23 protein-coding genes, 1 tRNA gene and 1 pseudogene are annotated in these 25,285 nt (G+C 60.9%); 10 read left to right on the top strand and 15 right to left on the bottom strand.

Annotated elements, in window-relative coordinates; genetic code table 11:
* Positions 1-35: 35 nt before the first annotated feature.
* The 5 genes and pseudogenes from OU993_RS07925 (at position 36) to OU993_RS07905 (ending at position 4,483) form a co-directional block, all read left to right on the top strand.
* Positions 36-218, top strand: a complete 183-nt coding sequence (locus OU993_RS07925) for a hypothetical protein (RefSeq protein WP_268155978.1) — start codon at positions 36-38, stop codon at positions 216-218.
* Positions 182-1,087 carry a DNA methyltransferase gene (locus tag OU993_RS07920; protein WP_442792887.1) on the top strand — a complete coding sequence of 302 codons (906 nt, stop codon included), beginning with the start codon at positions 182-184 and terminating at the stop codon, positions 1,085-1,087. The genes OU993_RS07925 and OU993_RS07920 overlap by 37 nt, the downstream gene beginning before the upstream one ends.
* A gap of 3 nt (positions 1,088-1,090) precedes the next feature.
* Complete coding sequence (locus tag OU993_RS07915) at positions 1,091-3,772, top strand: DEAD/DEAH box helicase family protein (RefSeq protein WP_268155977.1); 2,682 nt, start codon at positions 1,091-1,093, stop codon at positions 3,770-3,772.
* Between the two features lie 91 nt (positions 3,773-3,863).
* Positions 3,864-3,953: transfer RNA gene (locus OU993_RS07910), tRNA-Ser, on the top strand.
* A 166-nt stretch (positions 3,954-4,119) separates the two neighbouring features.
* Positions 4,120-4,483 (top strand): annotated as a pseudogene (locus OU993_RS07905) (hypothetical protein).
* A 93-nt stretch (positions 4,484-4,576) separates the two neighbouring features.
* Here OU993_RS07905 and OU993_RS07900 read toward each other — a convergent pair.
* The 10 genes from OU993_RS07900 to OU993_RS07855 all read right to left on the bottom strand — a co-directional run bounded on the left by OU993_RS07900 (position 4,577) and on the right by OU993_RS07855 (position 13,227).
* Positions 4,577-5,503 carry a dihydrodipicolinate synthase family protein gene (locus OU993_RS07900; protein WP_268155975.1) on the bottom strand — a complete coding sequence of 309 codons (927 nt, stop codon included), beginning with the start codon at positions 5,501-5,503 and terminating at the stop codon, positions 4,577-4,579.
* Positions 5,504-5,515: 12 nt separating this feature from the next.
* Entirely contained in the window at positions 5,516-6,181 is a 666-nt protein-coding gene (locus OU993_RS07895) for a flavin reductase family protein (RefSeq protein WP_268155973.1), read from the bottom strand.
* Between the two features lie 4 nt (positions 6,182-6,185).
* Positions 6,186-7,130, bottom strand: a complete 945-nt coding sequence (locus OU993_RS07890) for a LysR family transcriptional regulator (RefSeq protein ID WP_268155971.1) — start codon at positions 7,128-7,130, stop codon at positions 6,186-6,188.
* Positions 7,127-7,798, bottom strand: a complete 672-nt coding sequence (locus OU993_RS07885) for an aspartate/glutamate racemase family protein (RefSeq protein WP_268155969.1) — start codon at positions 7,796-7,798, stop codon at positions 7,127-7,129. The genes OU993_RS07890 and OU993_RS07885 overlap by 4 nt, the downstream gene beginning before the upstream one ends.
* Positions 7,798-9,255 carry a dihydropyrimidinase gene (gene hydA / locus OU993_RS07880; protein WP_268155967.1) on the bottom strand — a complete coding sequence of 486 codons (1,458 nt, stop codon included), beginning with the start codon at positions 9,253-9,255 and terminating at the stop codon, positions 7,798-7,800. The genes OU993_RS07885 and hydA overlap by 1 nt, the downstream gene beginning before the upstream one ends.
* Before the next feature lie 16 nt (positions 9,256-9,271).
* Positions 9,272-10,198 (bottom strand): N-carbamoyl-D-amino-acid hydrolase, encoded by a 927-nt coding sequence (locus OU993_RS07875; protein WP_268155965.1) that lies wholly within the window; start codon positions 10,196-10,198, stop codon positions 9,272-9,274.
* A 27-nt stretch (positions 10,199-10,225) separates the two neighbouring features.
* Positions 10,226-10,891: an amino acid ABC transporter permease gene (locus OU993_RS07870; protein WP_268155961.1), complete on the bottom strand. Its 666-nt coding sequence runs from the start codon at positions 10,889-10,891 to the stop codon at positions 10,226-10,228.
* Between the two features lie 2 nt (positions 10,892-10,893).
* On the bottom strand, positions 10,894-11,571 hold the full coding sequence (locus tag OU993_RS07865) for an amino acid ABC transporter permease (protein WP_268155959.1): 678 nt from the start codon (positions 11,569-11,571) through the stop codon (positions 10,894-10,896).
* 5 nt (positions 11,572-11,576) lie between these two features.
* Positions 11,577-12,320 carry an amino acid ABC transporter ATP-binding protein gene (locus OU993_RS07860; RefSeq protein ID WP_326493828.1) on the bottom strand — a complete coding sequence of 248 codons (744 nt, stop codon included), beginning with the start codon at positions 12,318-12,320 and terminating at the stop codon, positions 11,577-11,579.
* Positions 12,321-12,381: 61 nt separating this feature from the next.
* On the bottom strand, positions 12,382-13,227 hold the full coding sequence (locus OU993_RS07855) for a transporter substrate-binding domain-containing protein (RefSeq protein ID WP_268155957.1): 846 nt from the start codon (positions 13,225-13,227) through the stop codon (positions 12,382-12,384).
* Between the two features lie 311 nt (positions 13,228-13,538).
* On the opposite strand from OU993_RS07855, the gene OU993_RS07850 reads away from it, so the two are divergent.
* Positions 13,539-14,405 carry a D-amino-acid transaminase gene (locus OU993_RS07850; RefSeq protein ID WP_268155955.1) on the top strand — a complete coding sequence of 289 codons (867 nt, stop codon included), beginning with the start codon at positions 13,539-13,541 and terminating at the stop codon, positions 14,403-14,405.
* A gap of 24 nt (positions 14,406-14,429) precedes the next feature.
* On the opposite strand, the gene OU993_RS07845 is transcribed toward OU993_RS07850, so the two are convergent.
* Entirely contained in the window at positions 14,430-15,860 is a 1,431-nt protein-coding gene (locus tag OU993_RS07845; protein WP_268155953.1) for a DUF6880 family protein, read from the bottom strand.
* 76 nt (positions 15,861-15,936) lie between these two features.
* On the bottom strand, positions 15,937-16,518 hold the full coding sequence (locus OU993_RS07840; RefSeq protein WP_268155951.1) for an IMPACT family protein: 582 nt from the start codon (positions 16,516-16,518) through the stop codon (positions 15,937-15,939).
* Between the two features lie 162 nt (positions 16,519-16,680).
* On the opposite strand from OU993_RS07840, the gene OU993_RS07835 reads away from it, so the two are divergent.
* The 3 genes from OU993_RS07835 to OU993_RS07825 all read left to right on the top strand — a co-directional run bounded on the left by OU993_RS07835 (position 16,681) and on the right by OU993_RS07825 (position 19,542).
* Positions 16,681-18,303, top strand: coding sequence for an ABC-F family ATP-binding cassette domain-containing protein (locus OU993_RS07835; protein ID WP_268155949.1), 1,623 nt, complete (start codon positions 16,681-16,683; stop codon positions 18,301-18,303).
* 63 nt (positions 18,304-18,366) lie between these two features.
* A complete protein-coding gene (locus OU993_RS07830; protein WP_268155947.1) occupies positions 18,367-19,032 on the top strand; it encodes a DUF6946 family protein in 666 nt (221 codons plus the stop codon).
* Between the two features lie 63 nt (positions 19,033-19,095).
* Complete coding sequence (locus OU993_RS07825) at positions 19,096-19,542, top strand: thermonuclease family protein (protein WP_268155945.1); 447 nt, start codon at positions 19,096-19,098, stop codon at positions 19,540-19,542.
* 45 nt (positions 19,543-19,587) lie between these two features.
* Here OU993_RS07825 and acs read toward each other — a convergent pair whose 3' ends face one another.
* Positions 19,588-21,549, bottom strand: a complete 1,962-nt coding sequence (gene acs, locus OU993_RS07820; RefSeq protein WP_268155943.1) for an acetate--CoA ligase — start codon at positions 21,547-21,549, stop codon at positions 19,588-19,590.
* A 221-nt stretch (positions 21,550-21,770) separates the two neighbouring features.
* On the opposite strand from acs, the gene OU993_RS07815 reads away from it, so the two are divergent.
* Positions 21,771-22,472, top strand: a complete 702-nt coding sequence (locus OU993_RS07815) for a DUF1013 domain-containing protein (RefSeq protein ID WP_268155941.1) — start codon at positions 21,771-21,773, stop codon at positions 22,470-22,472.
* Positions 22,473-22,544: 72 nt separating this feature from the next.
* On the opposite strand, the gene OU993_RS07810 is transcribed toward OU993_RS07815, so the two are convergent.
* Both OU993_RS07810 and OU993_RS07805 read right to left on the bottom strand, forming a co-directional pair.
* Positions 22,545-24,476: a propionyl-CoA synthetase gene (locus OU993_RS07810; RefSeq protein ID WP_268155940.1), complete on the bottom strand. Its 1,932-nt coding sequence runs from the start codon at positions 24,474-24,476 to the stop codon at positions 22,545-22,547.
* 110 nt (positions 24,477-24,586) lie between these two features.
* The gene (locus tag OU993_RS07805; RefSeq protein WP_268155938.1) at positions 24,587-25,246 is read right to left on the bottom strand and encodes a YggS family pyridoxal phosphate-dependent enzyme; all 660 of its coding nucleotides are present in this window, start codon (positions 25,244-25,246) and stop codon (positions 24,587-24,589) included.
* Between the last annotated feature and the right edge of the window lie 39 nt (positions 25,247-25,285).

Raw genomic sequence — 25,285 nt, 5'->3', positions numbered from 1 at the left:
GCGCTGGCACCATTATGCAGAAGACGGAAAGACCGATGTCGAAGAAGACCAAGCTGGAACTGACCTGGATCGGCAAGGACGAGCGGCCGAAGCTCGAGCCGCGCATCCTCATCGAGGACCCGGCTAAAAGCTATCACGCTGCCGCGCGCCGAAACTGTTCAAAACCGAAGCTAAGTCGGGGATGTCGTCGCCGACCATATGGGACGACGTTGGCCTAAACCAGCATGCCGCTCGAGAGCTGGAAGTGATCTTCGGCTCGAAAGCAAGTTTTGAGACGCCGAAGCCCGAGTTTCTTATGCGTCGAATTATTCAGATTGCATCGAACCCAGGAGACATAGTGCTCGACTCCTTCGCCGGTTCGGGCACGACAGGCGCCGTGGCCCATAAAATGGGTCGTCGCTGGATCATGGTGGAGCTTGGCGAGCATTGCGAAACGCACATCCTGCCGCGAATGAAGAAGGTGATTAATGGTGAAGATAAGGGTGGCGTGACCGAGGCCGCCGGCTGGAAGGGAGGCGGTGGCTTCCGCTACTTCAATCTCGCACCGTCTCTCCTGGAGCAGGACAAATACGGCAACTGGGTGATCAGCAAGGACTACAATCCCGCCATGCTGGCCGAGGCCATGTGCAAGCACATGGGATACACCTATGCGCCGAGCCTGCTCGCCGAGGAATATTGGAACCACGGCTACGCCACTGAAAAATCCTTCATCTACGTCACCACGCAACAGCTAACCCATGATGCCTGCCGCAAGATTTCCGAGGATGTTGGACCTGAGCGGTCGCTCGTCGTCTGCTGCAAGGCCTTTAGTGCAAATCCAGACAGCTTCGAGAACCTGATCCTGGTCAAGATACCCTCGGCCATCCTCACGCAATGCGAATGGGGGCGTGACGATTATTCTCTGAACATCGCCAAGCTTCCGTTGGCGGACGATGACGGCGACGAGGAGCTCGATCCCGCATCGAAGGAGGAGTTAGCGGCGCCGAAACGCAAGAAGAAGATTGCTGCCAAGGACCGGTTCGGTGATCTGAGCGGCCTCGATCTCTTCGATGACCTCGGCACTGATGCTGACAAGAGCGAGGGCTGAGCCATGATCCATCCGGAACGCATCCGCCGGCAGATCGCCCAGCGTCTCTCGCTCAGAAAACCGCAGGAACAGGCCCTGAACATTCTGGCCGAGGTCCTCGAGGTCGTCCCGCTCGGCAAGGAGCAGGATCTGGTCGAAACTCTCCAGGCCGTGCAGAAACAATGGCCGAGCGTCGAGGAATTCGAACGCGATTTTCCCTCCCTCTGCTTTGCGCTCGCTACAGGCGTCGGCAAGACACGGCTGATGGGTGCGTTCATCAGCTACCTCTATCTGACCGGCCGCTCGAAGAACTTCTTCGTGCTCGCACCGAACACGACCATCTACGACAAGCTGGTGGCCGATTTCTCGCGACAGTCGTCGCCGAAATACGTATTTCGCGGCATTGCCGAGTTTGCCCAGCGTCCGCCGATCATCGTCACAGGCGACACCTGGGAGGAAGGGCGGGGCATTCGCGGCTCCGACCTCTTCGGCAATGAGGTCGTCATCAACATTTTCAATGTCGACAAGATCAACAAGGACAAGGGTCGTATCCGCACCATGCGGGAATACCTTGGACAGACTTATTTTGACTATCTGGCCGAGCTGCCGGACCTCGTGATGCTGATGGATGAGGCGCACCGATACCGCGCCAATGCCGGCATGAAGGCCATCAGCGAGCTGAAGCCGGTGCTGGGCCTGGAGCTGACGGCAACACCAAAATCCGTCGGCACGAAGTCCAAGGCTTTCAGCAATGTGATCTACCAATACGGTCTGGGCGACGCCATGGCCGACGGCTATGTCAAAGAGCCGGCCGTTGCTACCCGCGTCGATTTCCGCCCGCAGGATTACGCCCAGGATGACCTCGAGATGATCATGCTCGAGGACGGCATTCACTACCACGAGGAAGTGAAGACGCAGCTGGATCTCTATGCCCGTCAGACAGGTCGCAAGCGCGTCCATCCCTTCATCCTTGTCGTGGCACAGGACACGAGACACGCCAGCGAGATCCGGATGCGGATCGAGGACGATAAGTTCCTTAAAGGTGCCTATAAGGGCCGCGTGATCGAGATCCACTCCAACCTCAAGGGAGAGGAGAGTGACGAAGCGGTATCGCGCCTGGTGAGCCTCGAGAGTGACGACAAGACTGAGATCGTCATCCACGTCAACAAGCTCAAAGAAGGCTGGGACGTAACCAACCTCTATACGATCGTGCCGCTCCGAGCCTCGGCGTCAGACATATTGACGGAACAGACGCTTGGTCGCGGTCTGCGTCTTCCCTACGGCGAGCGGACCGGCAACGAGTTCGTCGACACCTTGACCGTTATTGCCCATGACCGCTTCGACGAGGTTATCCGCAAGGCAAAGGAGTCGGACTCGCTTGTCCAGATGCGTGCCATCACCATCGGGCCCTCCGGCGATGTGAAGCCGGAGACCTCATACGTCGTCGAGATCCCGACCGCGATGGAAGCCATGCTGACCGGCCAACGCAAAGGTATGGACGACGACGGACAGGCTTTCGTCTTCGACCATCCGGATGATCGTGAGGTTGCCGCATCGGCAATCGATTTCATCACCAAGAAATATGAGCGCACGCTCACGGGCGGCGTGCAGGATCTTACCAAACCGGAAGTTCAGGCAGAACTCGTTGCCGACATCCGGCGAGCGCACCGGGACCAGGTGCAGGGCCAGTTGGAAGGTGTGCTCGTCGAACCCGACTTCCAGAAGATCGTCGGCATCGTGACCGCCAGCATTGCGGAGAATACGATCGAAATACCGGAGATCGTGGTGATCCCGAGCCGAGAAGTGAACTTCTGGTTTGAGGACTTCGACCTCAGCAATCTTTCGAGCGTGCGGCACCAGCCCATTTCCGATCGGATCCGGATCCGCAATCTGCGGGACCAATCTCAACGTGAGTTGGCGCGATCCGTCAGCGCGCCTAAAGAGGCGCGAGTCGAAAACTACATCGTCAAGCACCTCATCGACATAGATCAGGTGGACTATGACAGCCAGGCGGACCTGCTCTACAAGCTTGCCGGCCAGATGGTCACGCACTTGCGGAGCTATCTGGAAACCGAGGACGACGTGGAGAACGTGGCCCTTGCACATGGTCGCACGTTGGCGCAGGTGATCTTCGATCAGATGAAGGCGCACTACCGTGAGACCCCGACAGACTATCGTGCAAAGATGGTCCGCTCGTTCCGAATGCTGCGGCCGCAATCCTATGCCGTCTATTCGACTGCGAAGCGACTGCCGATCGACCAGGCGGCCAAGCCCTTATCCGATACGGGAAGCCACGTTTTCTATGGGACCAAGAAGAGTCCCTATTTGCAGCACAAGTTCGACTCAGATGCTGAACGCCGTTTCGCCGCGCTGATTGATCACGAAGCAGAGAAGGACGTGAAGCGCTGGCTGAAACCCGCAGCTGGCCAGTTCCAGATCGAATATCGTTCCGGTAAGGCCTACGAGCCGGATTTCGTCGTGGAAACGCCGACGGAGAAACTGATCGTCGAGGTGAAGTCTGACCGCGACATGCAGGATCCCATTGTGGAAGAGAAGGCACGCGCTGCGGTTAAATGGGTGCAGTATGCGACTGACCTCGCCAAGGAGACTGGCGGGAAGCCGTGGGGATATGCTCTGGTGGCGGATAGTGACATTCGGGAGAATGCGAGCTTTGCGGGATTGATGGCACGGTCGCGGCGGGGGTGAAGAGCCACGACCCAGCCACACTTGGTAATGCCACCCGCCCCGTTCATCGCTATGTAGCGCTCCGCACCGCCTGGTGCCGACCAGATTACCCGGAGAGGTGGCTGAGTGGTCGAAAGCACCGCACTCGAAATGCGGCATACGGGCAACCGTATCGTGGGTTCGAATCCCACCCTCTCCGCCATCATGAACCCTTCGGGTGCAAGGGTTTTCCCATTAATCATCGCGCGAAATCAAGCAGTCGTCTGTCGCAGGCGATGGATCGCATTCGCATTGCCTCTCACCGCATAAGCGCTACAATCATTGTGCGTGACGACGGAGAGCTTTGGGAGGAGCGATACGTGAGACGGATGTGGCCAGACGACTATGCCGTTCTGCTGGACGGCGCGGAAGAGGTAGACCTTCACATTCAGCCGGTAGTGCAGGGCGATGGTTCCCCTGGGAAGGCAACGACCCGCAAGGGCTTGAAGGCACGCATCACCCAGCAGGACTTCGAGAAGATATGGCCTCTGGCCGAGGCGCGTTATCGGCTTGGCGGACGGCTGGCCGGCAAAGCGATCACCCTTGATCACCAACAATCCGCATTATCGGAACTGGCATCCCTCCGACGGCGGCAGTGTCGAAAGCATCTCCGACAGCGGGAAACAATACACAACACGTTATGTGATCGTGCATTTCCTGCTGGATGACGTGCGGGAAACCGTCGAGGCGTGAGATCCACTCCGGCGGCTCTTTTCTGTCGACCGGCCAACCTTGACGCTGACCGGTCGACCTGCGCACCCTCTGACAGGCGCAAGGCGCTGCGGATTAGAAGGCAGCCCGTTTGTCGCGTTGCGCGAGCCGCGCAAGCAGGTAGTCCACCTCTGAGCGCGCGGTCTCCGAGAGGGCAAGCCCGGGTTTGCGCTGGGCGTCGGAGGTGATCACACCGCGCCGCATCAGCACGTATTTGCGCACCGCAAGGCCGATGCCGAGCTGCTGTTCGTAGCGGATCAACGGCAGATGCGCGTCGAACAGGTCGTGCGCGGCGTCGCGTTGTCCGGCGGCGAAGAGATCGACGAGTTCGGTCAGCATGTCCGGGAAACCGTAACCGGTCATGGCGCCATCGGCACCGCGTTCCGGTTCGAAATCGAGGAACATGCCGCCATTGCCGCACAGGATCGAGAAGGGTCTGAGATCACCGGCCTTCTGCATCGTCCTCAGCCTGGAAATCTTTTCGAGACCCGGCCAGTCCTCGTGCTTCAGCATCAGGCAGGAGGGGTGGTTCGAGATGATCTTGGCCACGACACCCGCCGACATCACCACATTCAGCGTCAGCGGATAATCCTGCAGCACCCAGGGCACGTCGTCGCCCACCGCCTCGATCGCCTGGGCGAAATAGGTGACGATCTGATCGTCGGTGCGCAACGAGGGTGTCGGCGCGATCATCACCCCGGCAGCCCCCAGATCCATCGCATCGCGGGCGAGCGAGCGCATGGCGGCAAAGCCCGGCGCCGACACGCCGACGATGACCGGGATCCTGGCGCGGCCGACGACCTGTTTGATGATTGCCCGGCTTTCGGACGGTTCGAGCTTCGGCGCTTCACCCATGATGCCGAGGATGGTGATGCCGCTGCAGCCGCTGTCCTGGTAGAAATCGGTCAGCCGGTCGATGGAGGGAACGTCGAGCGAACCGTCCGGCAGGAAGGGGGTGGTGGCGATCGCGTAAACGCCCCTGGAACTGGTGGAGAATGTCATGGTGTGTTGTCCTCACGAGCCTTTTGTTGGTGTCGACGCCTGACGCCGCCGGTAATCGTCAACCGTCTGTGTCCGGATCTCGAACTGGTCCTGGGTTTTGGTATAGAGCGCACCGCCCAGGCGGCCAACGGCATCCATCAGCCTCTGGTCCACATGAAGGGTCTTTTCATCGACCGCATCGCTGCGCACGAAGGCACCGACGACCTCGCCGATGACGATGTCGCGTGCCGGGCTGACCTTCAGCACCGTATGGAGCCGGCATTCCAGCGCTGCCGGTGCCGCCAGAATACGCGGACTGGCCACCATCCGGCCCGGAACAGTCGCCAGACCGGCTTCCTGCAACTCGTCGACCTCTGGCCCGAACTTGATGGCGCAGATCTCCATCTGCTGCATCAGCGGCATATCGACGATATGCACGGTGAAGTCGCCGGTCTCGGCAATGTTGCGGGCGGTATCCTTCGGCCGGCCATCCGGATGGTGTTCGATGCCGATCGCCAGCAGCGCCGGCTCATGGGTCAGCACGTTGAAGAAGCTGAAGGGTCCGGCATTCGCCTGGCCGTTCCGGCTGACGGTCGTCACAAGCGCGATCGGTCGGGGAATGACGGTGCCGATCAGGAGCTTGTAGCGCTCCCGTTCGGACAGTCTCTGGAAATCGAAATGGGTATGGGCGTCTGTCATGGTCCTACCGGGTGCCAAAGATCGTCTGCATGCCGCCGGCGGCAAAATCCGTCAGGGCCTTGCGCATTTCTGAGATAAACGCGTGCTGCAGCCTCGAGCGCGGAACGCCCTTGCGGGTGATCAGCACCGCCGCAACTTCGATCGGTGGCAGGAATCCACGTTCGATGACACCGAGCCCGGCATTAAACGCCGCCGTATAGGGATCGATGACGGCGGAACCGATGCCGGCACTGGCAAGAACCGCAGCCGTTGCGCAATAACGAACCTCGACCCGCGGTTTGTAGGGCACGCCGTCACGTTCGAAGGCCGCGCGCACCTTCTGGCCAAGGTTCGATTCGATTTCCAGTCCGACGAAATCTCCCTTCGCCAGCGTCTCGGCGCTCACCGTGCTGGCGGAAACCTTTTCCGCCTTTGGCAGAACGGCAACCATGTGGGTGCGCGCCAGAATCTCGACATTGACGGCAGGATGACGTTCCAGTGCGAGTGCCAGACCGAGATCGGCATGGCCGCTCTGCACGGCTACCACCACATGTTCCAGACGCCGGACATCATAGGCGACGGACACATCCTTGCGTTCCTTCAGGAAACGCCGCATGGCAAGCGGAGCAACGGTGTGCCCAAGCGGCGGCGTCGAGATCACCCGAAGCCGTCCAGACACACCCTGGCGCATGTCCTGGGCCCGGGAGGCGAACCCCCTCAGAAGACCGAAAACCGGCTTGATGTCATCATGCAGGGCAACGGCCTCTTCCGTCGGCTGCAGGCGGCGGTGGAGGCGCTCGAACAGCGTGACCCCGGTCTGGGCCTCCAGTTGGCGGATGCCGTTGGAAACGGCCGGCTGCGAGATGCCAAGCTGCTCGGCGGCCTCCACGGTCGTTCCGCACCGCATGATCGCATCGAAGATTTCCAGGAGGCGAAGCGAAACGTCGGGCTTGGTGGGTGAGCCGTTCATGCCGTTCCCGTCACCAGATTGCCGAAAGCCATGGCAACCGCCGCCTGGGTCGGGTCGATGACGGCGCAGCCGACCTCGTCCTCAAGCCGCTTGCGGTGTCCGGACATGCCCGCACATCCAAGCACGATGGCGCCGGCACCGAGCCCCTTCAGTTTGCGTGCCGCAGCCAGCAGGAGGCCATAACTCTCCTCACCGTGGCCGCTCTCGGCAACACTGACGGAACCTTCGAGAGCCACCTCACCCGCAAGCCGCTGATCGACCCCGAGACGGCGCAGATTGCGCAGATGCCGCGGAATGGAAGCTTCCGCCACGGCAATGACGCCGAACATATCTGCGAGCGCCAGCGCCGAGAGCACGCCGGCGTCCTGGATGCCGTAGACCGGCCGCGTCGTGATCGACCGGGCAAGGTCAAGGCCCGGCTGGGAATAACAGGCGAGCACATAGGCCGCCGCATCCGGGCGTGATTCGATCACTGCGGCTGTATGCAGCGCCGCCTCATCGACATGCCGTTGTGTCACGACGCCGGGTGGCCCCTCTTTGATGGTGAGGCATTCGATGATCGGCCCGCCGGGAAAGGAAAAGCCGGAGAGCGCCGTCCGCAGCCCTTCGGTCACGATTTCGGAACTGTTCGGATTGATCACCAGGATCGTCGGGGAGGGGGATTGCATCAGGGTGCCACCTCCTGGCCGAACTGGGCTGCGATCTCGAACTCAACAGCCCGATAGCCCGGCATGGCACCGGTATCGACAGGTTTTCTGGCAACGAACCGCCCATCGCCCGCGTTCGCTTTGAGCATGCCCTTCTCCACCACGATCCGGCCGCGGTTCATCACCAGCTCCGGCCATCCGTTGATCTCCATGCCCTCGAAGGGCGTGTAGTCCATGTTGTCGTGCTGCATGTCGAGCGTGACCGTCCGGGTCTCTTCCGGGTTCCAGATCGCGATATCCGCGTCGAAACCGGGCGCGATCGCCCCCTTGCGGTCCAGTCCGAACACCCGTGCGGCGTTGGAGCTGGAGAGCCTGACGAAATCACCAAGCGTGATCCGGCCTTTTGCGACGCCTTCGGAAAACAGATAGGGAAGCCGCATGGCAATGCCCGGCATGCCGTTGGCGATTTTCGGGTAAGGCGCGTCACGCCCGTTCAGGAATTTGCCGGTGGCATCCGCCCGGTAAGGAGCATGGTCGGAGGAGACGCTTTCAAAGGTGCCCGACCGGATATGCTGCCACAAGACCTCCTGCGTCGCATGGTCGCGAAGGGGAGGGGAGCAGATGTATTTGGCACCCTCCATGCCCGGTCGATCGAGATCGGCACGGGTCAGCGCCAGGTATTGCGGGCAGGTCTCGGCAAACAGCTTGGTTCCGGCCAGTTTCTCGCGCCGCACGATCTCGGCACCGCCGCGGGTCGAGACATGCACGATGAAGAGGGCTGCATCGACAAGCTTAGCCAGCGAAACGGCGCGGTTGATCGCCTCCTCCTCCGCCAGCTCCGGACGGCTGAGGGCATGATATTTGGGAGCGGTCAGACCGGTCGCCGCAAAACGCCGGTTCATCCACTTCACCATCTCGTTGTTTTCCGCATGCACCATGGTCAAAGCACCATGGCTCTTCGCCACGGTGAGGATATCCAGCATACCGCCGTCGCCGATGTTCATCAGGTCGTAGGTCATGAAGACCTTGAACGAGGTGATGCCGCGTTGAAAGACGCCAGGCAGTTCTTCAAGCACGGCCGGTGTGGGGTCCGAGATGATGAGGTGATAGGAATAGTCGATGACGGAATTCGGTGCGGCCCGTCCGTCATAGGTGGCGATCACGTCGGCAATCGACTGGCCACGATGCTGGGCGGCGAAGGGGACGAAACAGGAGTTGCCGCCGAAGGCTGCCGAGACCGAACCAGAATAATAGTCGTCTGCCGTCATCACACCCGACGAACTTTCCTGGGCGATATGGCAATGGGCTTCGATGCCACCCGGCAGGACAAGCCGGCCACCGGCATCGATCCGCCGCTCACCGCCGGGCAGATGTTCGGCAAGCGCAACAATCCGGCCGTCGGAAATGCCGACATCCGCTTTGAAGGTCTCATGGGGCGTGACAACCGTGCCGCCGTGGATGACCGTATCGTACTGCATCGGGATTTCCTGCGAATTAGACGTCAATGATCGCGCCGGTCTGTGACGTGATGCGGCCATAGTGCTCTATCCGGCGATGGCGCGCAAAGTCGAAGATCGTCGATTTGCCGAAGGCGCACTTGTCGAAATCGCAATCGGCGAGGATCAGTTCGTCCTCTTCCGTTTCGGCGCGTGCGAGCACGAAACCGTCCGGATCGACGATGATCGAACCACCGATCAGCGGATGCCCATCCTCCACGCCCGCCTTGGCGACACCAACGACATAGGTCGCATTCTGATAGGCGCCCGACTGGAGCGACAGATCGGAGTGAAACAGGCGCTTCTCCAGCCCCTCGGCGCTCATCTGGCTGTTCACGGCCGGCGTGTTATAACCGATGGTGATCAGTTCCACGCCCTGCAGGCCCATGCAACGATAGGTCTCCGGCCAGCGGCGGTCGTTGCAGATCGCCATGCCCATGATAACACCTTCGTTGCGCCAGACGTTGAAACCGAGATCGCCCGGTTCGAAATAACGCTTTTCCAGGTGCTGGAAGGCGCGTGTCGTATCGTATTCGTCATGGCCCGGCAGATGCACCTTGCGGTATTTGCCGACGATCTCTCCCTTGCGGTTCGTCAGGATCGAAGTGTTGAAATGACGCCCCTCGGGCGTCAGTTCCGCATATCCGAAGGTCATGGCAACGCCGAGCTCGCGGGCACGATCAAAGAGCGGCTGAGTTGCGCCGTTCGGCATTTCCCGTTCGAACCAGGTATCGACCTCGTTCCAGTCCGGCATGTACCAGCGCGGGAAGAAGGTCGTCAGCGCCAGTTCCGGATAGACGATCATCTCCGCCCCTCGCGCAGCCGCCTGTTCCATGAGGTCGATCATGCGAGCGACCACGGCTTGCCGGCTGTCGGCTTTCTGGATGGCACCGAGCTGCGCGCCGGCAATGATCATTCTGGTCATGGGAGTATCCTTCCGTTTTTTCGTGCGTCACGCCGCAAGCCGACGCTGGAAACGGCTGACCAGCCGCACCACGGGCCACAGGATGACGAGATAGATGAGTGCCGCCAGAACCAGCGGCGAGGCGTTGTAGGTGATCGAACGCGCCATGTTGGCGGCGTAAAGCAGTTCGGAGAGCGACACGACCGAGGCAAGCGAGGTGAGCTTCACCACCTCGACCGTGTTCGACAACAGGTCCGGCAGCACGTTGCGGATGGCCTGCGGCAGGACGACGCTGATCAGCGTTTGCGTCTGGCTGAGGCCGGTCGATCGCGCCGCCTCCCATTGGCCCTTGCCGACAGACAGGATGCCCGCCCGGTAAACTTCCGCATAATAGGCGGAATTGTTCAGCAGGAAAGCGAGCGCGACGGCGGCAAAAGGAGAGATTTCGATGCCGGCGAAAGGCAGGCCGGAATAGATGAAGATCAAGAGCACCAGCGGCGGCAGGGCCCGGAAGATATCCGTGAAGACGATGGACGGCAGCCTGAGCCACCGGCGCGGGCTGAGATTGGCGAGCGCCACCAGCAAACCGCCGGCAAGGCCAAGCAGGATCACGGCGGCGCAGAGCCTGGCCGTCATCCATAGGCCCGATAACATCAGCGGAAGCGATTTCGCCATGATCGAGAGGTTGAAGAACTGATCGATGAGGTTCTGCATGATCAGCGGCCCTGGTTTTGATCGCGGCGACGTTCGAAAAGCCGCGCAGCAAACACCAGCGGCATGAACAGGACGAGATAGGCGATCGCCGCAAGTGAGAGCGGCGTGGCACTGCCGGAGAAGCTCTGGGCTGTCGTCGCCGCCGACAGGATTTCCGACACGCCGATGACGGAGCCCAGCGCCGTCATTTTGGTGATGGCCAGAACCCGGTTGACGAGCGGCGGAATGGCAAGCCGCACAGCCTGGGGCAGGGCGACATAAAGCAGCGTGCCGCCAAAGCCGAGGCCGGTGGAAATGCCGGCTTCCCACTGCCCGCGATCGACGGAAAGAAAGCCCGCCCAGAAGATTTCCTCGGCAAAGGCGGCAAGCGTCAACGACAACACGATAAACAGGACCATCGGCCCGGAGAGCCGCACGCCGACCCCTGGCAGGCCGAAATAGAGCAGCAGGATCAGCACGAGCGGCGGCAAGGCACGAAAGATATCGGCAAAGCAGACGATCAGGATGTTGCAGATCCAGATGCGATAGGTGCGCAGGCAGGCGAGAGCGAGCCCTGTCAGGACACCGGCGACGACCACCGCAAGCCCGATCCAGACGGCGACCAACATGCCGGACAGCACGTCGGGGAGATACCGTGCCATCACATCCGGATTAAAGAAGGTGGTGAGGAAATTCGCCATCCCGGTCACCGCGTGACGCGAGACAGGAAGGCACGCGTACGATCGGCCTTCGGAGCACCAAAGATCTCCTCCGGCGAACCTTCCTCCACGACGAGGCCACCATCCATGAAAACGACACGATCGGCCGTCTCGCGGGCAAATCCCATCTCGTGGCTGACGACCAACATCGTCATGCCCTTGGCCTTCAGGTCCTTCATGACCGACAGGACCGACCCCACCAGTTCGGGATCGAGCGCCGACGTCGGTTCGTCGAACAGCATCACGAGCGGATCAAGCGCAAGCGCCCGGGCGATAGCGACACGCTGCTGCTGACCGCCGGAAAGCTCCGCAGGCATGGCGCTTGCCTTGTGCGCAAGGCCGACCCGATCCAGCATGTCCATGGCCCGAGCCCTGGCCTCTTCGGCCGAACGTCCGAGCGCCTTGCACTGCGCCAGCATGACGTTCTTCACCACGCTCATGTGCGGATACAGGTGGAAGCCCTGAAACACCATGCCGACCTTCAATCGCATGCGATCGAGATCCCGGCTGGTGCCGCTCATGATGTTGCGTCCATCGACGATGATGTCGCCGCCGGACGGTTCCTCAAGGCGATTGCAGCACCGCAGCATGGTGCTTTTGCCGGACCCGGAAGGGCCGATGATAAAAACGAGGTCGCCTTGCGCGACCTTGAGATTGATGTCGCGCAGAACAACGGTATCGCCGAACCGCTTCTGTAACGAAACGATTTCGAGCATCGGACGGTTGGTCATCGGCGGCTCCCGCATGCATGGAACGACAGGGGACGGCAGGTCACCCTGCCGTCCGCCACGCTCATTTCAGATCGCACGACGGCTTGTGATCATCCTCGGCATACCCCTCGAAACCGGGGACACCATAACCCTTGGTCGGGGTCACGATGGTCGTTCCCGCCGTCGGCGTCACGCCGAACCACTTCTCGGAAAGCTTGGCCATGGAACCGTCAATCTTCAGGCATTCGATCGCCTTGTCGACCAGGTTGCGGCCGGCCACATCGTCCTTACGGAAGGCGAGCCCCCAGACGAGACCGGTCGGATATTCGTAGGAAAGCTTGACCTGCGGATTTTGCTTGGCAGCCCAGGCGGCAACCGTTGCGCCGGCAAGGTTCGCATCCGCACGACCCGCGACGACTGCGGCGACGGCATCCGTGTTCGTGCCGTAACTTTCGACCTTCCAGCCGAACTCCGCTTCGCGCTCGCGCAGGAAGCTGTCATAGGCAGAACCCTTGTTGACGGCGATGGTCTTGCCCTTGAAATCGGCAAGGGATTTGTAGTCCGGGCCCTTGGCCGGGACCACGAAGGCGAAGTTGGTATCCATAAAGCCTTCGGTGAACAGCAGGTTGGCGGACCGCTCCTTGTTCACCGTCACCGGGGCTGCGAGAAAATCATAGGTCTTGGCCTGGAGGGCGGGAATGAGGCCGGAAAACTGCGCGGATGTCAGATCGACCGTCTTGCCGAGACGTTCGCCGATCAGTTTGACGAGGTCGACGTTAAAACCTTCCACCTTGCCGTCAAGCGTCGGCATGGCGTGAGGCGCGAAGGTTCCATCAAGCGCGGTCTTGATCGTGCCTTCGGCATGTGCATGGGATAAGGCAAGCAGAAGCGTTAACCCGGCAAGGCCGGATTTCTGGAAGGTTTTCATCACTGTTCTCCACTGGAAGTGCCGTTTTCGGCTTGTTCTGGCAGCGATGATTTCACGCTGTTCACTGCACCGCAATATAATTCAATATTATTATCTGAATTGAATTATTCGATTATCGAATACGAGAACGCAGCGGCCTTCGGTCCTGGAACGACATTCTGAAAGAGAATTCAGGCGGTTGGAAAAACGACGCCCCACCGCAATACGGCAGATCCGCGTCTACCTTCACGCCGGATGGACCTTGCACCCGGATTGTCGCAATGCGAGACAGTCAGAATTCCCAAACGGCATAGACAGACAGAGGCAGCATCATGACCAGGACCGTTTATCTCAATGGCGAATGGATCGCCGAAACCGAGGCGAAGGTATCGATCTTCGATCGCGGCTTCCTGTTCGCTGACGCCATCTATGAGGTCACCGCGGTGATCGACGGCAAACTCATCGATTTTCCAGGCCATGCGGCTCGGCTGCGCCGCTCGCTTGATGCCTTAGGTATTGCCATGCCCGTCGAAGAGACCGAACTGCTGGCGCTGCACAAGGAGATCGCGCAGCGCAACGGTATCACCGAAGGCCTCATCTATCTGCAGATCTCGCGTGGCGTGCAGGACCGCGACTTCCTGTTTCCGAAAGCCATGGAGCCAACCTTCGTGATGTTCACCCAGGCAAAACGGGTGCTGGACAATCCGAAATGGAAGACCGGTCTTTCCCTGAAGACGGTACCGGAAGGCCGCTGGTCGGAGCGCCAGATCAAGACGGTACAGCTTCTCTATTCGTCGCTGCGCAAGACGGAAGCCAACCGCAACGGCTTTGATGACGTGCTCTTCGTCGAGAACGGCTTGATCACCGAGGCAAGCTCCGCCAATTTCCACATCGTCACAGCAGCGGGAGAGCTGATCACGCGCGATCTTTCGAATGCGCTGCTGCACGGCATTACCCGCGGCTCCATCGTCGATCTGGCCAGGCAGGCAGGCATCACGGCCCATGAACGCGCCTTCACGGTCGAGGAAGTCACATCCGCATCGGAGGCCTTCCTGACCTCGGCGACGAGCTTCGTGACACCGGTCGTCCGGCTGGATGGCGAGACCATCGGCAATGGCAAGGTCGGCCCGGTCAGCGAGCGCCTTCTCGACATCTACATCCAGGACCAGCTGTCACGCGGCGTGCCGATTGCCGATTGAGGACAAACTGGAGACGAGCAGGCGTCAGGTGATCAGGCTCCAGAAGCCAGACTTCTTGCCGTGTTTGTTCTTCAGGTTCAGAACGTAATCGTCATGGGGTGGCAGATCGGCGAAATCCGTGATCCGCGCCGCAAGACCACAGCATTCCACGAAGTGCCGAGCCGCGTGTTTGTAGCGGCTCGAGCGCGCGTGATCGAGGGTGAAGTCGATCATGGCACGCAGCAAGATCGTCGCCGCCAGCGGCTGTTTGTCCGATAATCTTTCGGCAGCGGGCGTCAGCAGCTCGTAGAGGTCGCCGTCGATTTCCGCCCGCCTCTTGACGCACAGCTTGGCGGCTTCTGCGGGCGCCGGCCACTCGATGAAAAAATCCAGCGCATGGTGCACGTCCGCGAACCGATGCACATGCGCAAAAGCCTTCTCTTCCGCTTCCAGATCATCGAAATCGGGCAGGCGACGCAGATGGGCGCGCAGATGGTGCGGATTAAGGTTCGCTTCGAAGCAGGACCAGCGAAAATCCTGCGCATCCTCCCCCCGTTCCAACGCCTCAAGCGCCTCCACCCGAGCCTCCTCCCATTCGAACGGCCAGCCCATGCGACCCATTTCAGCGGCATCCAGCGTGGACAGCGCCTCGGCGGCACGGCCAGCAGACAGGAGACGGATGGCGATCTCCGCGGCAATCATCGGCACCTTGCGGGTCTTTTCCGGCTGTTGGGCGATGAAGGCATCCACATCGCCCGTCAGATCGGCAATCATCTGAAGCGCGATCTTGGCCATGGAATCGGTTCGTCTGCTCTCGATCTCGTCGCGATAGATCGGGCCACGAGTGCTCCAGCCGATCACCTGGCGTTCGCTGTCCTCAAGCTTGGCTTTGGGGGCCTGCAGGGCATCCGTCATCAGCGCCTTCAGCCGCTCCAGCCCCTTTGGACCAAGCGCCGGTGCCATCTCGACGATCAGTGGATCGAACTGGCCATAATCATTGCCGTTCAAGGCGGTGAAGACTTTTTCCGCCAGGACATCTCCGGAATGCTCGGCGCCTTTGGCCAGCCTGCCGGCATCCGCGCAGGCCTGGTGGAAGATCGCAACGAGCGTCCCGCTGCCGTCATCGCTGCGCTCGAAGATCGATTCGGCCAGACCCAGAAACTGCCAGATCAGATCGAAAGCTTCGCGCGCATCCTCCGGCGCCACCTTCTCCAGGATCGCGATGCGCTGGGTTTCAAGGTCCTTCTTCGCCGCCTTGACCTTGCGCCAGTCGATGAAGGTTTTTGCCCGCTGCAGGCTGATGAGCCGCTTGCGGATTTCTCTCGCCACATCGGCAATACTCTGGCTGCCGGCCAGTTCGAGCCTGAGACGCTGTTTGTGCGCCGCACTGCCCGTGCTGATCTCGATCAGAAGTTCCGCAAGCCTTGGCGCACCCAGCGCTTCCAGGTTCTTTGCGTTCAGCGTTTTGGCGGCCATGGTTCCTCTTTCCGTGTTTGCAGCAGCGCACGTTCCGGCACTTTGCGCCAGGTCAGTCCAGAGCCACAAGGCTCCGTCAAGACGTGACCTCCGCCCGACCACTGGTCAGGTCGCGGATCAGGCCAAGGATAACATCCACATCGGCGGCGGGGATGAGAAGATCGAGAACGGCGCCCGTCTCGGTGAAGGTTTCACGTGCAACAGTGACATCGTGAAGACCGGAGAGCCGTGCCTTGACGAGAGCAAGATCGCTGAAGGAGAGCGTGGTGCGAAATTCCTGGCGGAGAACGAACCTTCGCTTCTCCGCTGCTGCAAGGCAGAGCGCCGCCGTGCCGCCATAGGCGCGCATCAAACCGCCGCTGCCGAGCAGCGTTCCGCCGAACCAGCGAGTGACAAGCACCACCACCTGATCGAGCTCCTGCCCGTCGATCGCCTGGAGGATGGGTTTGCCCGCGGTTCCGCTCGGCTCGCCGTCATCGCTGAAACGATAGGTCTGGCCGATGCGCCAGGCCCAGCAATTGTGGTTGGCATCGGGCACACTCTGAGCGGCGAGAAAGGCACGCGCAGCCTCTTCATCACTGACCGGTGCCGCGACGGCAAGAAACCGGCTGCGCTTGATCTCCTGGGATTGCGTGGCGGGGGCGGCCAAGATGAACATACGGTCGTGATAGCGACGAATTTGCCACCACTCAAGGCTGGCTTTTTGCCGGAATAGGCGACGAACCCGGCGCTTTCTCCGGCGGACGGGAGACAAGCGCTCCGGAGCATGCCATAAGGGCGCCGATTTTCCCTCCCGGCACAAGACCGCGTCACAAGACCCATGATCCGTATCGAAAACGTCTCCAAGCAGAACAGCCACCGGCTTCTCTACATCGAAGCCTCCGCCGCGCTCAACAAGGGCGAAAAGATCGGTCTCGTGGGCCCGAACGGTGCCGGCAAGACAACGCTTTTCCGCATGATCACCGGCGAGGAACAACCGGACGAGGGGCAGATCGCCGTCGAGAAGGGCGTCACCATCGGGTATTTCAACCAGGATGTCGGCGAAATGGCCGGTCGTTCCGCGGTGGCCGAGGTGATGGACGGTGCAGGTCCCGTCAGCGTCGTGGCCGCCGAGCTGCACGAGCTGGAAGCCGCGATGTCCGATCCCGATCGCATGGACGAGATGGACACGATCATCGAGCGTTATGGCGAGGTGCAGGCACGTTACGAGGAACTGGACGGCTACGGGCTGGAGGGCCGGGCGCGCGAGGTGCTGGCCGGTCTCTCCTTCAGCCAGGAAATGATGGATGGCGATGTCGGCAAATTGTCCGGCGGCTGGAAGATGCGCGTGGCGCTCGCCCGTATTCTGCTGATGCGGCCGGATGTGATGCTGCTCGATGAGCCGAGCAACCATCTCGATCTCGAAAGCCTGATCTGGCTGGAAAACTTCCTGAAGACCTATGACGGCGCATTGCTGATGACCTCGCACGACCGTGAGTTCATGAACCGCATCGTCAACAAGATCATCGAGATAGATGCCGGCTCGCTCAACAGCTATTCCGGCGATTACGGGTTTTACGAGCGCCAGCGCGAACAGAATGAAAAACAGCAGCAGGCGCAGTTCGAACGCCAGCAAGCGATGCTGGCGAAGGAAATCAAGTTCATCGAGCGCTTCAAGGCACGCGCCTCGCATGCCGCCCAGGTGCAGAGCCGAGTGAAGAAACTCGACAAGATCGACCGGGTGGAGCCGCCGCGCCGACGCCAGACGGTGGCCTTCGATTTCCTGCCGGCACCGCGTTCCGGCGAAGACGTCGTGAGCCTCAAGGGTGTGCACAAGGCCTATGGCTCGCGCACAATCTATGAAGGGCTCGATTTCATGATCCGCCGGCGCGAGCGCTGGTGCATCATGGGTGTCAACGGCGCGGGCAAATCGACACTGCTGAAGCTCGTTACAGGCACGACGGAACCGGATCAGGGCGTCGTTAATCTCGGCGCCAGCGTCAAGCTCGGTTATTTCGCCCAGCATGCCATGGATGTTCTGGATGGCGACAGCACCATCCTGCAATGGCTGGAAGAGCGTTTTCCAAAGGCCGGCCAGGCGCCGCTTCGGGCACTCAGCGGCTGCTTCGGTTTTTCCGGCGATGACGTGGAAAAGCGCTGCCGGGTTCTGTCCGGCGGTGAAAAGGCACGGCTGGTCATGGCGGCCATGCTGTTCGACCCGCCGAACTTCCTGGTGCTCGACGAGCCGACCAACCACCTTGACCTCGACACGAAGGAAATGCTGATCAAGGCACTCTCGAGCTTCGAGGGCACCATGCTGTTCGTCAGCCACGACCGTCATTTCCTGGCAGCCCTCTCCAACCGCGTGCTGGAACTGACGCCGGACGGGATCCACCAGTATGGCGGCGGTTATCTCGAATATGTCGAACGGACCGGTTACGAGGCGCCCGGACTTCACGCCTGAAGGCACGCTTGCCAAACACCGTTGAGTTGCGTCTCCTGTTCCGGCGACAACGGAGGGGCGTTGATGGTGGGACAGCGGATCTTTGTACCGAGCCGGGGCGCGGCCGACTGGCAGCGCCTGCTGGCGGAACCGGACAAGCAATGGCGCACCGGTTATTCCGCCCGCACGCTGGCAGAATGCTGGCAGGACCATAACGGCCTGCCCCCGGAGATCGCCGTATTCTTTCCGCAAGGACCGGCGCTTCTCCTCGCCATCCCGGAATACAAGGTGCCCCTGCCGGGCGGCCGCCGCGAAAGCCAAAGCGACGTCTTCGCGCTTGTCCGATTTGGCGAAAAGGTCAGCGCCGTGATGGTGGAAGGCAAGGTGGACGAACCCTTTGGCCCGACGCTTGGTGAATGGTTGGACAAGGCATCCGACGGAAAGAAGATCCGCCTGACCTATATTTGCGAGCGCCTGGGGCTGAAGGCGCCACCCGACCCGTCGATCCGTTACCAGCTCCTGCACCGGACGGCAGCCGCCGTGATCGAGGCGGAACGGTTCAACACGGCGGAAGCCGCAATGATCGTCCATTCCTTTTCGCGCACCCGCGCCTGGAATGCGGATTTCGACGCTTTCTGTTCGCTGTTTGCCGCGACAATGGAAGGTGCAGCAAAGCTTGTGACGCTGCCCGATGGGCGAAAACTTCGCCTGGGATGGGCTCAGGGCGAGGAGCGCTATCTCCACATGTGAGAGAAGGAAATAGGTGAGTATTCCTATTGACGACTGCTCAGAACAAGGAATATCTTCTTATTCATGACAGTCCTTCGATCTCTTCTGAGCGCCGCCTTTCTTTTCCTTCCGTCCGCCGCCGGTGCGGAAACGGTTGTGGAAGGGCCTGTCTCAGCCGAGGTCGTGCGGGTGATCGATGGCGATACGCTGCTGGTGCTGGCGCGGCCCTGGCCGCAGCAGACCATCGAGGTTTATGTGCGCCTCAGAGGCATCGATACGCCGGAGCTTAGGTCGAAATGTGCGGAGGGTCGGCAGGCCGCCGATCAGGCACGGCATCTGCTGGAGGAAATGGCGAGTGCCTCGCCCAAGGTCTCGCTGACAAAAATTGCTGCGGACAAATATTTCGGCCGCATCGTTGCCGATGTCGCTCTGGCCGACGGGCGTAATCCGGCGACGGAGATGATGGCCGCCGGTCTCGCCAAAAGCTATTCAGGCAATGGGCACAAGAATGATCTGTGCCCCCTGAATTGATGCGCACTCGTGCGGCGGAAGCCTGAACCTCCGCCGCAGCGACGATCAGGCGGCAGCCGGCGCCTTGTTCTGACGGTTGGCGATCAGATCATCGACGACGGCGGGATCGGCGAGTGTCGAGGTATCACCGAGTGCCCCGAAATCATCCTCGGCGATCTTGCGCAGGATGCGGCGCATGATCTTGCCGGACCGTGTTTTGGGCAGGCCCGGCGCGAACTGGATCTTGTCCGGTGTCGCAATCGGCCCGATTTCCTGGCGCACGTGTTTCACCAGTTCCTGGCGCAAGGCATCAGTACCTTCGTTGCCTTCCATCAGGGTGACATAGCAGTAGATGCCCTGGCCCTTGACGTTGTGCGGGTAACCGACAACGGCGGCTTCCGACACCAGGTTGTGCGAGACCAGTGCCGATTCCACTTCCGCGGTGCCAAGACGATGGCCGGAAACGTTCAGAACGTCATCCACGCGGCCGGTGATCCAGTAATAGCCGTCCTCATCCCGCCGGCAGCCATCGCCGGTGAAATACTTGCCCTTGTAGGTGGAGAAGTAGGTCTGGATGAAACGTTCGTGGTCACCATAGACGGTGCGCATCTGCCCCGGCCAACTGTCGGTGATGCAGAGATTGCCGTCGGCCGGCCCCTCCAGCACATTGCCTTCATTATCGACCAGTTGCGGCTTGATGCCGAAGAAGGGCAGGGTGGCCGAACCCGGCTTCAGATCCGTTGCACCCGGCAACGGCGTGATCATGTGGCCACCGGTTTCCGTCTGCCACCAAGTATCGACGACGGCGCAGCGCTTGTCGCCGACGACGTTGTAATACCATTCCCAGGCTTCCGGGTTGATCGGTTCGCCGACCGTGCCGAGCAGCCGCAGGCTGGAGCGCGAGGATCGCGTCACGAATTCGTTGCCAGCGCCCATCAGCGAACGGATGGCGGTCGGCGCGGTGTAGAAGATATTGACCTTGTGTTTGTCGACGACTTCCCAGAAGCGTCCCTGATCCGGGAAGTTCGGCACGCCCTCGAACATCAGCGAGGTCGCGCAGTTCGCCAGCGGCCCGTAGACGATGTAGGAATGGCCGGTCACCCAGCCGACATCGGCCGTGCACCAGTAAATGTCCCCGTCATGATAATCGAAGACATATTCATGCGTCATCGCGGCATAAACGAGGTAGCCGCCGGTGGTGTGCAGCACGCCCTTCGGCTTGCCGGTGGAACCGGAGGTATAGAGGATGAACAGCGGGTCTTCCGCCTTCATCTTCACCGGCTCGCAGTGGCCCTTCACGCTGGCAATTTCCTGGTGGTACCAGTGGTCACGGCCCGGCGCCCAGTTGACCTTGCCGCCGGTCCGGCGCACTACAAGCACATTGTTGACGGTGACATACTGGCGCGCCGCGATATGGATCGCCTTGTCGGTGTTTTCCTTGAGCGGCACCGGTTTTCCGCCGCGCACGCCCTCATCGCAGGTGATCACGAAGGTCGAGCCGCAATCGACGATACGGCCGGCCAACGCCTCCGGTGAAAAACCGGCAAAGACCACGGAATGCACGGCGCCGATGCGGGCACAGGCCAGCATGGCATAGGCTGCTTCCGGGATCATCGGCATATAGATGGTGACGCGATCGCCCTTCTTGACGCCGTGCTTTTTCAGCACGTTGGCCAGCCGGCAAACCTGATCGTAAAGCTGGTTATAGGTGATCTTCTTGTCGATATAGGGGTTGTCGCCTTCCCAGATGATGGCGGTGCGTTCACCATGCGTCTTCAGGTGACGGTCGATGCAGTTGTAGGAGACATTGGTCAGGCCGTCCTCGAACCACTTGATCGAGACCTTGCCCTTGAAGGAGGTGTTCTTCACCTTGGTATAGGGCTTGAACCAGTCGATGCGCTTGCCATGCTTGCCCCAGAACTTGTCCGGGTTCTCGACGCTTTCCTCGTACCACTTGAGGTATTTGTCCCGATCGATCAGCGCGCGTGCCTTGACCTGTTTCTGGACCGGGTAGACTTTCTCCGACATCAAATCCTCCTCATTCCTCCACGACCTTCGCGTGAACCGCGCGGCCACCTTGGTATCTAGTTTTATCAGTTGGTTCGATGGCGGCAATTAGACAAAGGGTCATGCCGCTTGAACAATTGCAATTTCTAACGATTGCAGTTATAGAGCCGATCAATTCCCGGAACATTGTGGTACAGCCCACGGCCCGCGACACCGGCGCGGACGATAGAAGGATCATATCCATGGCTCAACAATTGCTCATGCCAAAGGCGACGGCGGTCTGGCTCGTCGACAACACCGCCCTGTCCTTCGATCAGATTGCCCAGTTCTGCAAACTGCATCCGCTCGAAGTGAAGGCGATTGCCGATGGCGAAGCCGCACAGGGCATCAAGGGCCTCGATCCGATCGCAACCGGCCAGTTGTCGCGCGATGAAATCGCCCGCGGCGAGAAGGATGTGAACTACAAGCTGAAGCTCTCCGACCCGAAGGTGCGGGTGCCGGAATCCAAGCGCCGCGGCCCGCGCTACACGCCGGTCTCCAAGCGTCAGGACCGCCCGAACGCCATTCTCTGGCTGGTGCGCAACCATCCGGAACTGAAGGATACGCAGATCTCGCGTCTCGTCGGCACGACCAAGTCGACGATCGAGCAGATCCGCGACCGCACCCACTGGAATTCCGCCAACCTGACGCCGATGGACCCGGTCACGCTCGGCCTCTGCAGCCAGATCGACCTCGATCTCGAAGTCGAACGCGCGTCCAAGAACCGCCCGCTGCCGACGGCAGCCGAACTTGGCGCGACGCTGCAGGCTGCGGCCGAGACGGAAAACCTCGGCTATCGCTACGAGCGTGAGGAAGAGAAGGAAATCGACGCCAACGCCGTTTTCGCAAAACTCTCCTCGCTGAAATCCACCCGTCGTGACGAGGACGAAGACGACAACTTCTGAGGTTCGCTCTTCTTCGACAGTCTTCTGAAAAGCCGGGCCACGCGCCCGGCTTTTTCGTATCCGTCGCTCCCGTCAGGCGCTGAGCGCCTGACGATTGCAGCTGTAGCCGTGGCTTGCGAGTATTTCGCCGATCTCGTCCAGGATGACCGGGTCGTCGATCGTGGCCGGCATCTTCCAGGGCAGGCCATCGGCCATTTTCTGCATCGTGCCGCGCAGGATTTTTCCCGAACGCGTCTTCGGCAGCCGGTTGACGATCATCACCGTTCGGAACGCAGCCACCGGCCCGATCTCGTTGCGCACCAGATCAACGATTTCGCGGGTGATGAGGGACGGGTCCCGCTGCACGCGGTTCTTCAGCACCAGGAAACCGCAGGGGATCTGGCCCTTCAGCGCATCCGCCACACCGATCACCGCGCATTCCGCCACATCCGGATGCATGGCGCAGACCTCTTCCATCGCCCCAGTCGAAAGGCGATGGCCGGCGCAGTTGATGATGTCATCCGTGCGGGCCATGACGAAGACATAACCATCCTCATCCACCATGCCGGCATCGGCGGTTTTGTAGTAACCTGGAAACTCGTCCAGGCAGGCATTGCGAAACCGCTCGTCGGCCTTCCAGAAGCTGACGAGGCAACCGGGCGGCAGCGGCAGCTTGATGACGATGTTGCCGAGCGTTCCGGCCGGCACCGGATGACCGGCATCATCCACCACCTCGATTGCGTGACCGGGCATGGGAAGGGTCGGCGAACCGTGCTTGACCGGCAAAAGGCCGAGCCCCAGCGGATTGGCGGCAATCGGCCAGCCGGTCTCCGTCTGCCACCAGTGATCCACCACCGGCACCTTCAGCACCCGTTCCGCCCATTTCAGCGTTTCCGGATCGGCCCGCTCTCCAGCCAGGAAGAGTGCACGCATGCCGGAAAGATCATATTTCGCCACGAGGTCGCCATCCGGATCGTCCCGGCGAATGGCACGAAACGCCGTCGGCGCGGTGAACAGCACCTTGACGTCATACTCCTGCACGATGCGCCAGAAGGCGCCGGCATCCGGCGTGCCGACCGGTTTGCCCTCATAGACAACGGTCGGGTTGCCGGCGAGCAGCGGGGCATAAACGATATAGGAATGGCCTACGACCCAGCCGATATCAGAAGCCGCCCAGAAGGCCTCTCCCCGTTCCACGCCATAAAGATTGCGCATGGTCCAGTTGAGGGCCACCATGTGCCCGCCATTGTCACGCACCACGCCCTTGGGTTGTCCGGTCGTGCCGGATGTGTAAAGCACATAGAGCGGATCCGTGGCCGCAACCGGCTCACAGGCGACAACCGTTCCCTTCACCTTTTCGGCTTCCACCGCCTGGGCAAAATCCATATCGCCATGTTCATAACGCAGCACCGCATGCATCTGGTCGCGCTGCAGGATCAGGCAGCATTGCGGCTTCACCTTCGCCATGTCGACGGCCTGATCCAGCAACGGCTTGTAGGCGACGACACGGCCCGGCTCCAGGCCGCAGCTGGCGCTGATCACCACCTTGGCTTCCGAATCATCCAGTCGCGTTGCCAGTTCATGCGCGGCAAAACCGCCAAAGACCACCGAATGGATGGCACCGAGGCGGGCACAGGCCAGCATGGAGAAGATCGCTTCCGGCACCATCGGCATGTAGATGATGACGCGATCCCCCTTGCCGACACCGAGCCCCTTGAGCACAGCCGCCACCGCCTGCACTTCGGTCAGCAGATCGTCATAGGTGAAGATGCGCTTTTCACCGCTCATCGCGCTGTCGAAGATCAGAGCGCGGTCGGCACCCCGTCCGGCCGCCACGTGGCGGTCGATGCAATTGTAGCAGGTATTCGTTTCGCCGCCGACGAACCAGCGGCCGTAGACACCCTGGTCCTTGTCGAAGATCTTGTCCGGCGGCGTGAACCAGTGAATGTCCTTGGCGGCCTCCGCCCAGAAGCCTTCCGGATCCTGGCGCCAGCCCTCATAGACCGAATGATATCGGCTCTTCATGTTTTCCTCCCTTGATCCGCCACAGTCCTCCGGCGGTAGTTTAGGGAGGGATCAGAGAAGGGTGAAGCCCGACGAAAGGGGCACGCCCTGCGTCGAAAGCTTGGCTTTTATCAACGATGGCCGAAAATGGCGGAGCCGACGCGCACGCTGGTGGCGCCAAAGGCAATCGCCGTTTCGAAATCGCCGGACATGCCCATCGACAACCGCTCCACACCACATTCCGCCGCAAGTTTGGCGAGAAGCGCGAAATAGGGGCCGGGATTGCCTTCGGCCGGCGGAATGCACATCAATCCTTCGATGGTAAGCCCCAGGTCCTCGCGGCAGAACCGGACAAAGGCGACCGTCTCCTTCGGTTCGATGCCGGCCTTCTGCGGTTCCATGCCGATATTGACCTGCACATAGAGACGAACAGCACGGTCCTGCCGCTTCATCTCGTCCGCGACAGCGCGTGCGATCTTCTCACGGTCGATCGTCTCGATCACGTCGAAGAGCGCAACAGCATTGGCCGCCTTGTTGGATTGCAGAGGGCCGATGAGATGCAGTTCGATATCCGGCGTCTCGGCCTTCAGCGCCGGCCATTTGCCCTCGCTCTCCTGGACACGGTTTTCACCGAACACCCGCTGACCACTGAGGATCACCGGCCGGATGGCATCAGCGTCGAAGGTCTTGGAGACGGCCACCAGCGTGACGCTGCCGGACGTGCGGCCTGCCTCGTCTTCAGCCGCTGCAATCTTGCGGCGGACATCCGCCAGTCGTTCCTCGACACTCATTGCGCACACTCCCTGATACCGGTCCTTGGCGATTAGCCG

The sequence above is a fragment of the Rhizobium sp. SL86 genome, assembly GCF_026672545.1.
In the GTDB taxonomy this organism is placed as follows: domain Bacteria; phylum Pseudomonadota; class Alphaproteobacteria; order Rhizobiales; family Rhizobiaceae; genus Neorhizobium.
Note: the sequence above shows the minus strand (reverse complement) of the source record. Positions and strands in the feature narration are given on the sequence as shown.

What these genes read in the sequence shown, in the direction of transcription:
- OU993_RS07925 (WP_268155978.1), top strand. Translation starts at nt 36, where the DNA reads ATGTCGAAGAAGACCAAGCTGGAACTGACCTGGATCGGCAAGGACGAG.
- OU993_RS07920 (WP_442792887.1), top strand. Translation starts at nt 182, where the DNA reads ATGTCGTCGCCGACCATATGGGACGACGTTGGCCTAAACCAGCATGCC.
- OU993_RS07915 (WP_268155977.1), top strand. Translation starts at nt 1,091, where the DNA reads ATGATCCATCCGGAACGCATCCGCCGGCAGATCGCCCAGCGTCTCTCG.
- OU993_RS07900 (WP_268155975.1), bottom strand. Translation starts at nt 5,503, where the DNA reads ATGACATTCTCCACCAGTTCCAGGGGCGTTTACGCGATCGCCACCACC.
- OU993_RS07895 (WP_268155973.1), bottom strand. Translation starts at nt 6,181, where the DNA reads ATGACAGACGCCCATACCCATTTCGATTTCCAGAGACTGTCCGAACGG.
- OU993_RS07890 (WP_268155971.1), bottom strand. Translation starts at nt 7,130, where the DNA reads ATGAACGGCTCACCCACCAAGCCCGACGTTTCGCTTCGCCTCCTGGAA.
- OU993_RS07885 (WP_268155969.1), bottom strand. Translation starts at nt 7,798, where the DNA reads ATGCAATCCCCCTCCCCGACGATCCTGGTGATCAATCCGAACAGTTCC.
- hydA (WP_268155967.1), bottom strand. Translation starts at nt 9,255, where the DNA reads ATGCAGTACGATACGGTCATCCACGGCGGCACGGTTGTCACGCCCCAT.
- OU993_RS07875 (WP_268155965.1), bottom strand. Translation starts at nt 10,198, where the DNA reads ATGACCAGAATGATCATTGCCGGCGCGCAGCTCGGTGCCATCCAGAAA.
- OU993_RS07870 (WP_268155961.1), bottom strand. Translation starts at nt 10,891, where the DNA reads ATGCAGAACCTCATCGATCAGTTCTTCAACCTCTCGATCATGGCGAAA.
- OU993_RS07865 (WP_268155959.1), bottom strand. Translation starts at nt 11,571, where the DNA reads ATGGCGAATTTCCTCACCACCTTCTTTAATCCGGATGTGATGGCACGG.
- OU993_RS07860 (WP_326493828.1), bottom strand. Translation starts at nt 12,320, where the DNA reads ATGACCAACCGTCCGATGCTCGAAATCGTTTCGTTACAGAAGCGGTTC.
- OU993_RS07855 (WP_268155957.1), bottom strand. Translation starts at nt 13,227, where the DNA reads ATGAAAACCTTCCAGAAATCCGGCCTTGCCGGGTTAACGCTTCTGCTT.
- OU993_RS07850 (WP_268155955.1), top strand. Translation starts at nt 13,539, where the DNA reads ATGACCAGGACCGTTTATCTCAATGGCGAATGGATCGCCGAAACCGAG.
- OU993_RS07845 (WP_268155953.1), bottom strand. Translation starts at nt 15,860, where the DNA reads ATGGCCGCCAAAACGCTGAACGCAAAGAACCTGGAAGCGCTGGGTGCG.
- OU993_RS07840 (WP_268155951.1), bottom strand. Translation starts at nt 16,518, where the DNA reads ATGTTCATCTTGGCCGCCCCCGCCACGCAATCCCAGGAGATCAAGCGC.
- OU993_RS07835 (WP_268155949.1), top strand. Translation starts at nt 16,681, where the DNA reads ATGATCCGTATCGAAAACGTCTCCAAGCAGAACAGCCACCGGCTTCTC.
- OU993_RS07830 (WP_268155947.1), top strand. Translation starts at nt 18,367, where the DNA reads ATGGTGGGACAGCGGATCTTTGTACCGAGCCGGGGCGCGGCCGACTGG.
- OU993_RS07825 (WP_268155945.1), top strand. Translation starts at nt 19,096, where the DNA reads ATGACAGTCCTTCGATCTCTTCTGAGCGCCGCCTTTCTTTTCCTTCCG.
- acs (WP_268155943.1), bottom strand. Translation starts at nt 21,549, where the DNA reads ATGTCGGAGAAAGTCTACCCGGTCCAGAAACAGGTCAAGGCACGCGCG.
- OU993_RS07815 (WP_268155941.1), top strand. Translation starts at nt 21,771, where the DNA reads ATGGCTCAACAATTGCTCATGCCAAAGGCGACGGCGGTCTGGCTCGTC.
- OU993_RS07810 (WP_268155940.1), bottom strand. Translation starts at nt 24,476, where the DNA reads ATGAAGAGCCGATATCATTCGGTCTATGAGGGCTGGCGCCAGGATCCG.
- OU993_RS07805 (WP_268155938.1), bottom strand. Translation starts at nt 25,246, where the DNA reads ATGAGTGTCGAGGAACGACTGGCGGATGTCCGCCGCAAGATTGCAGCG.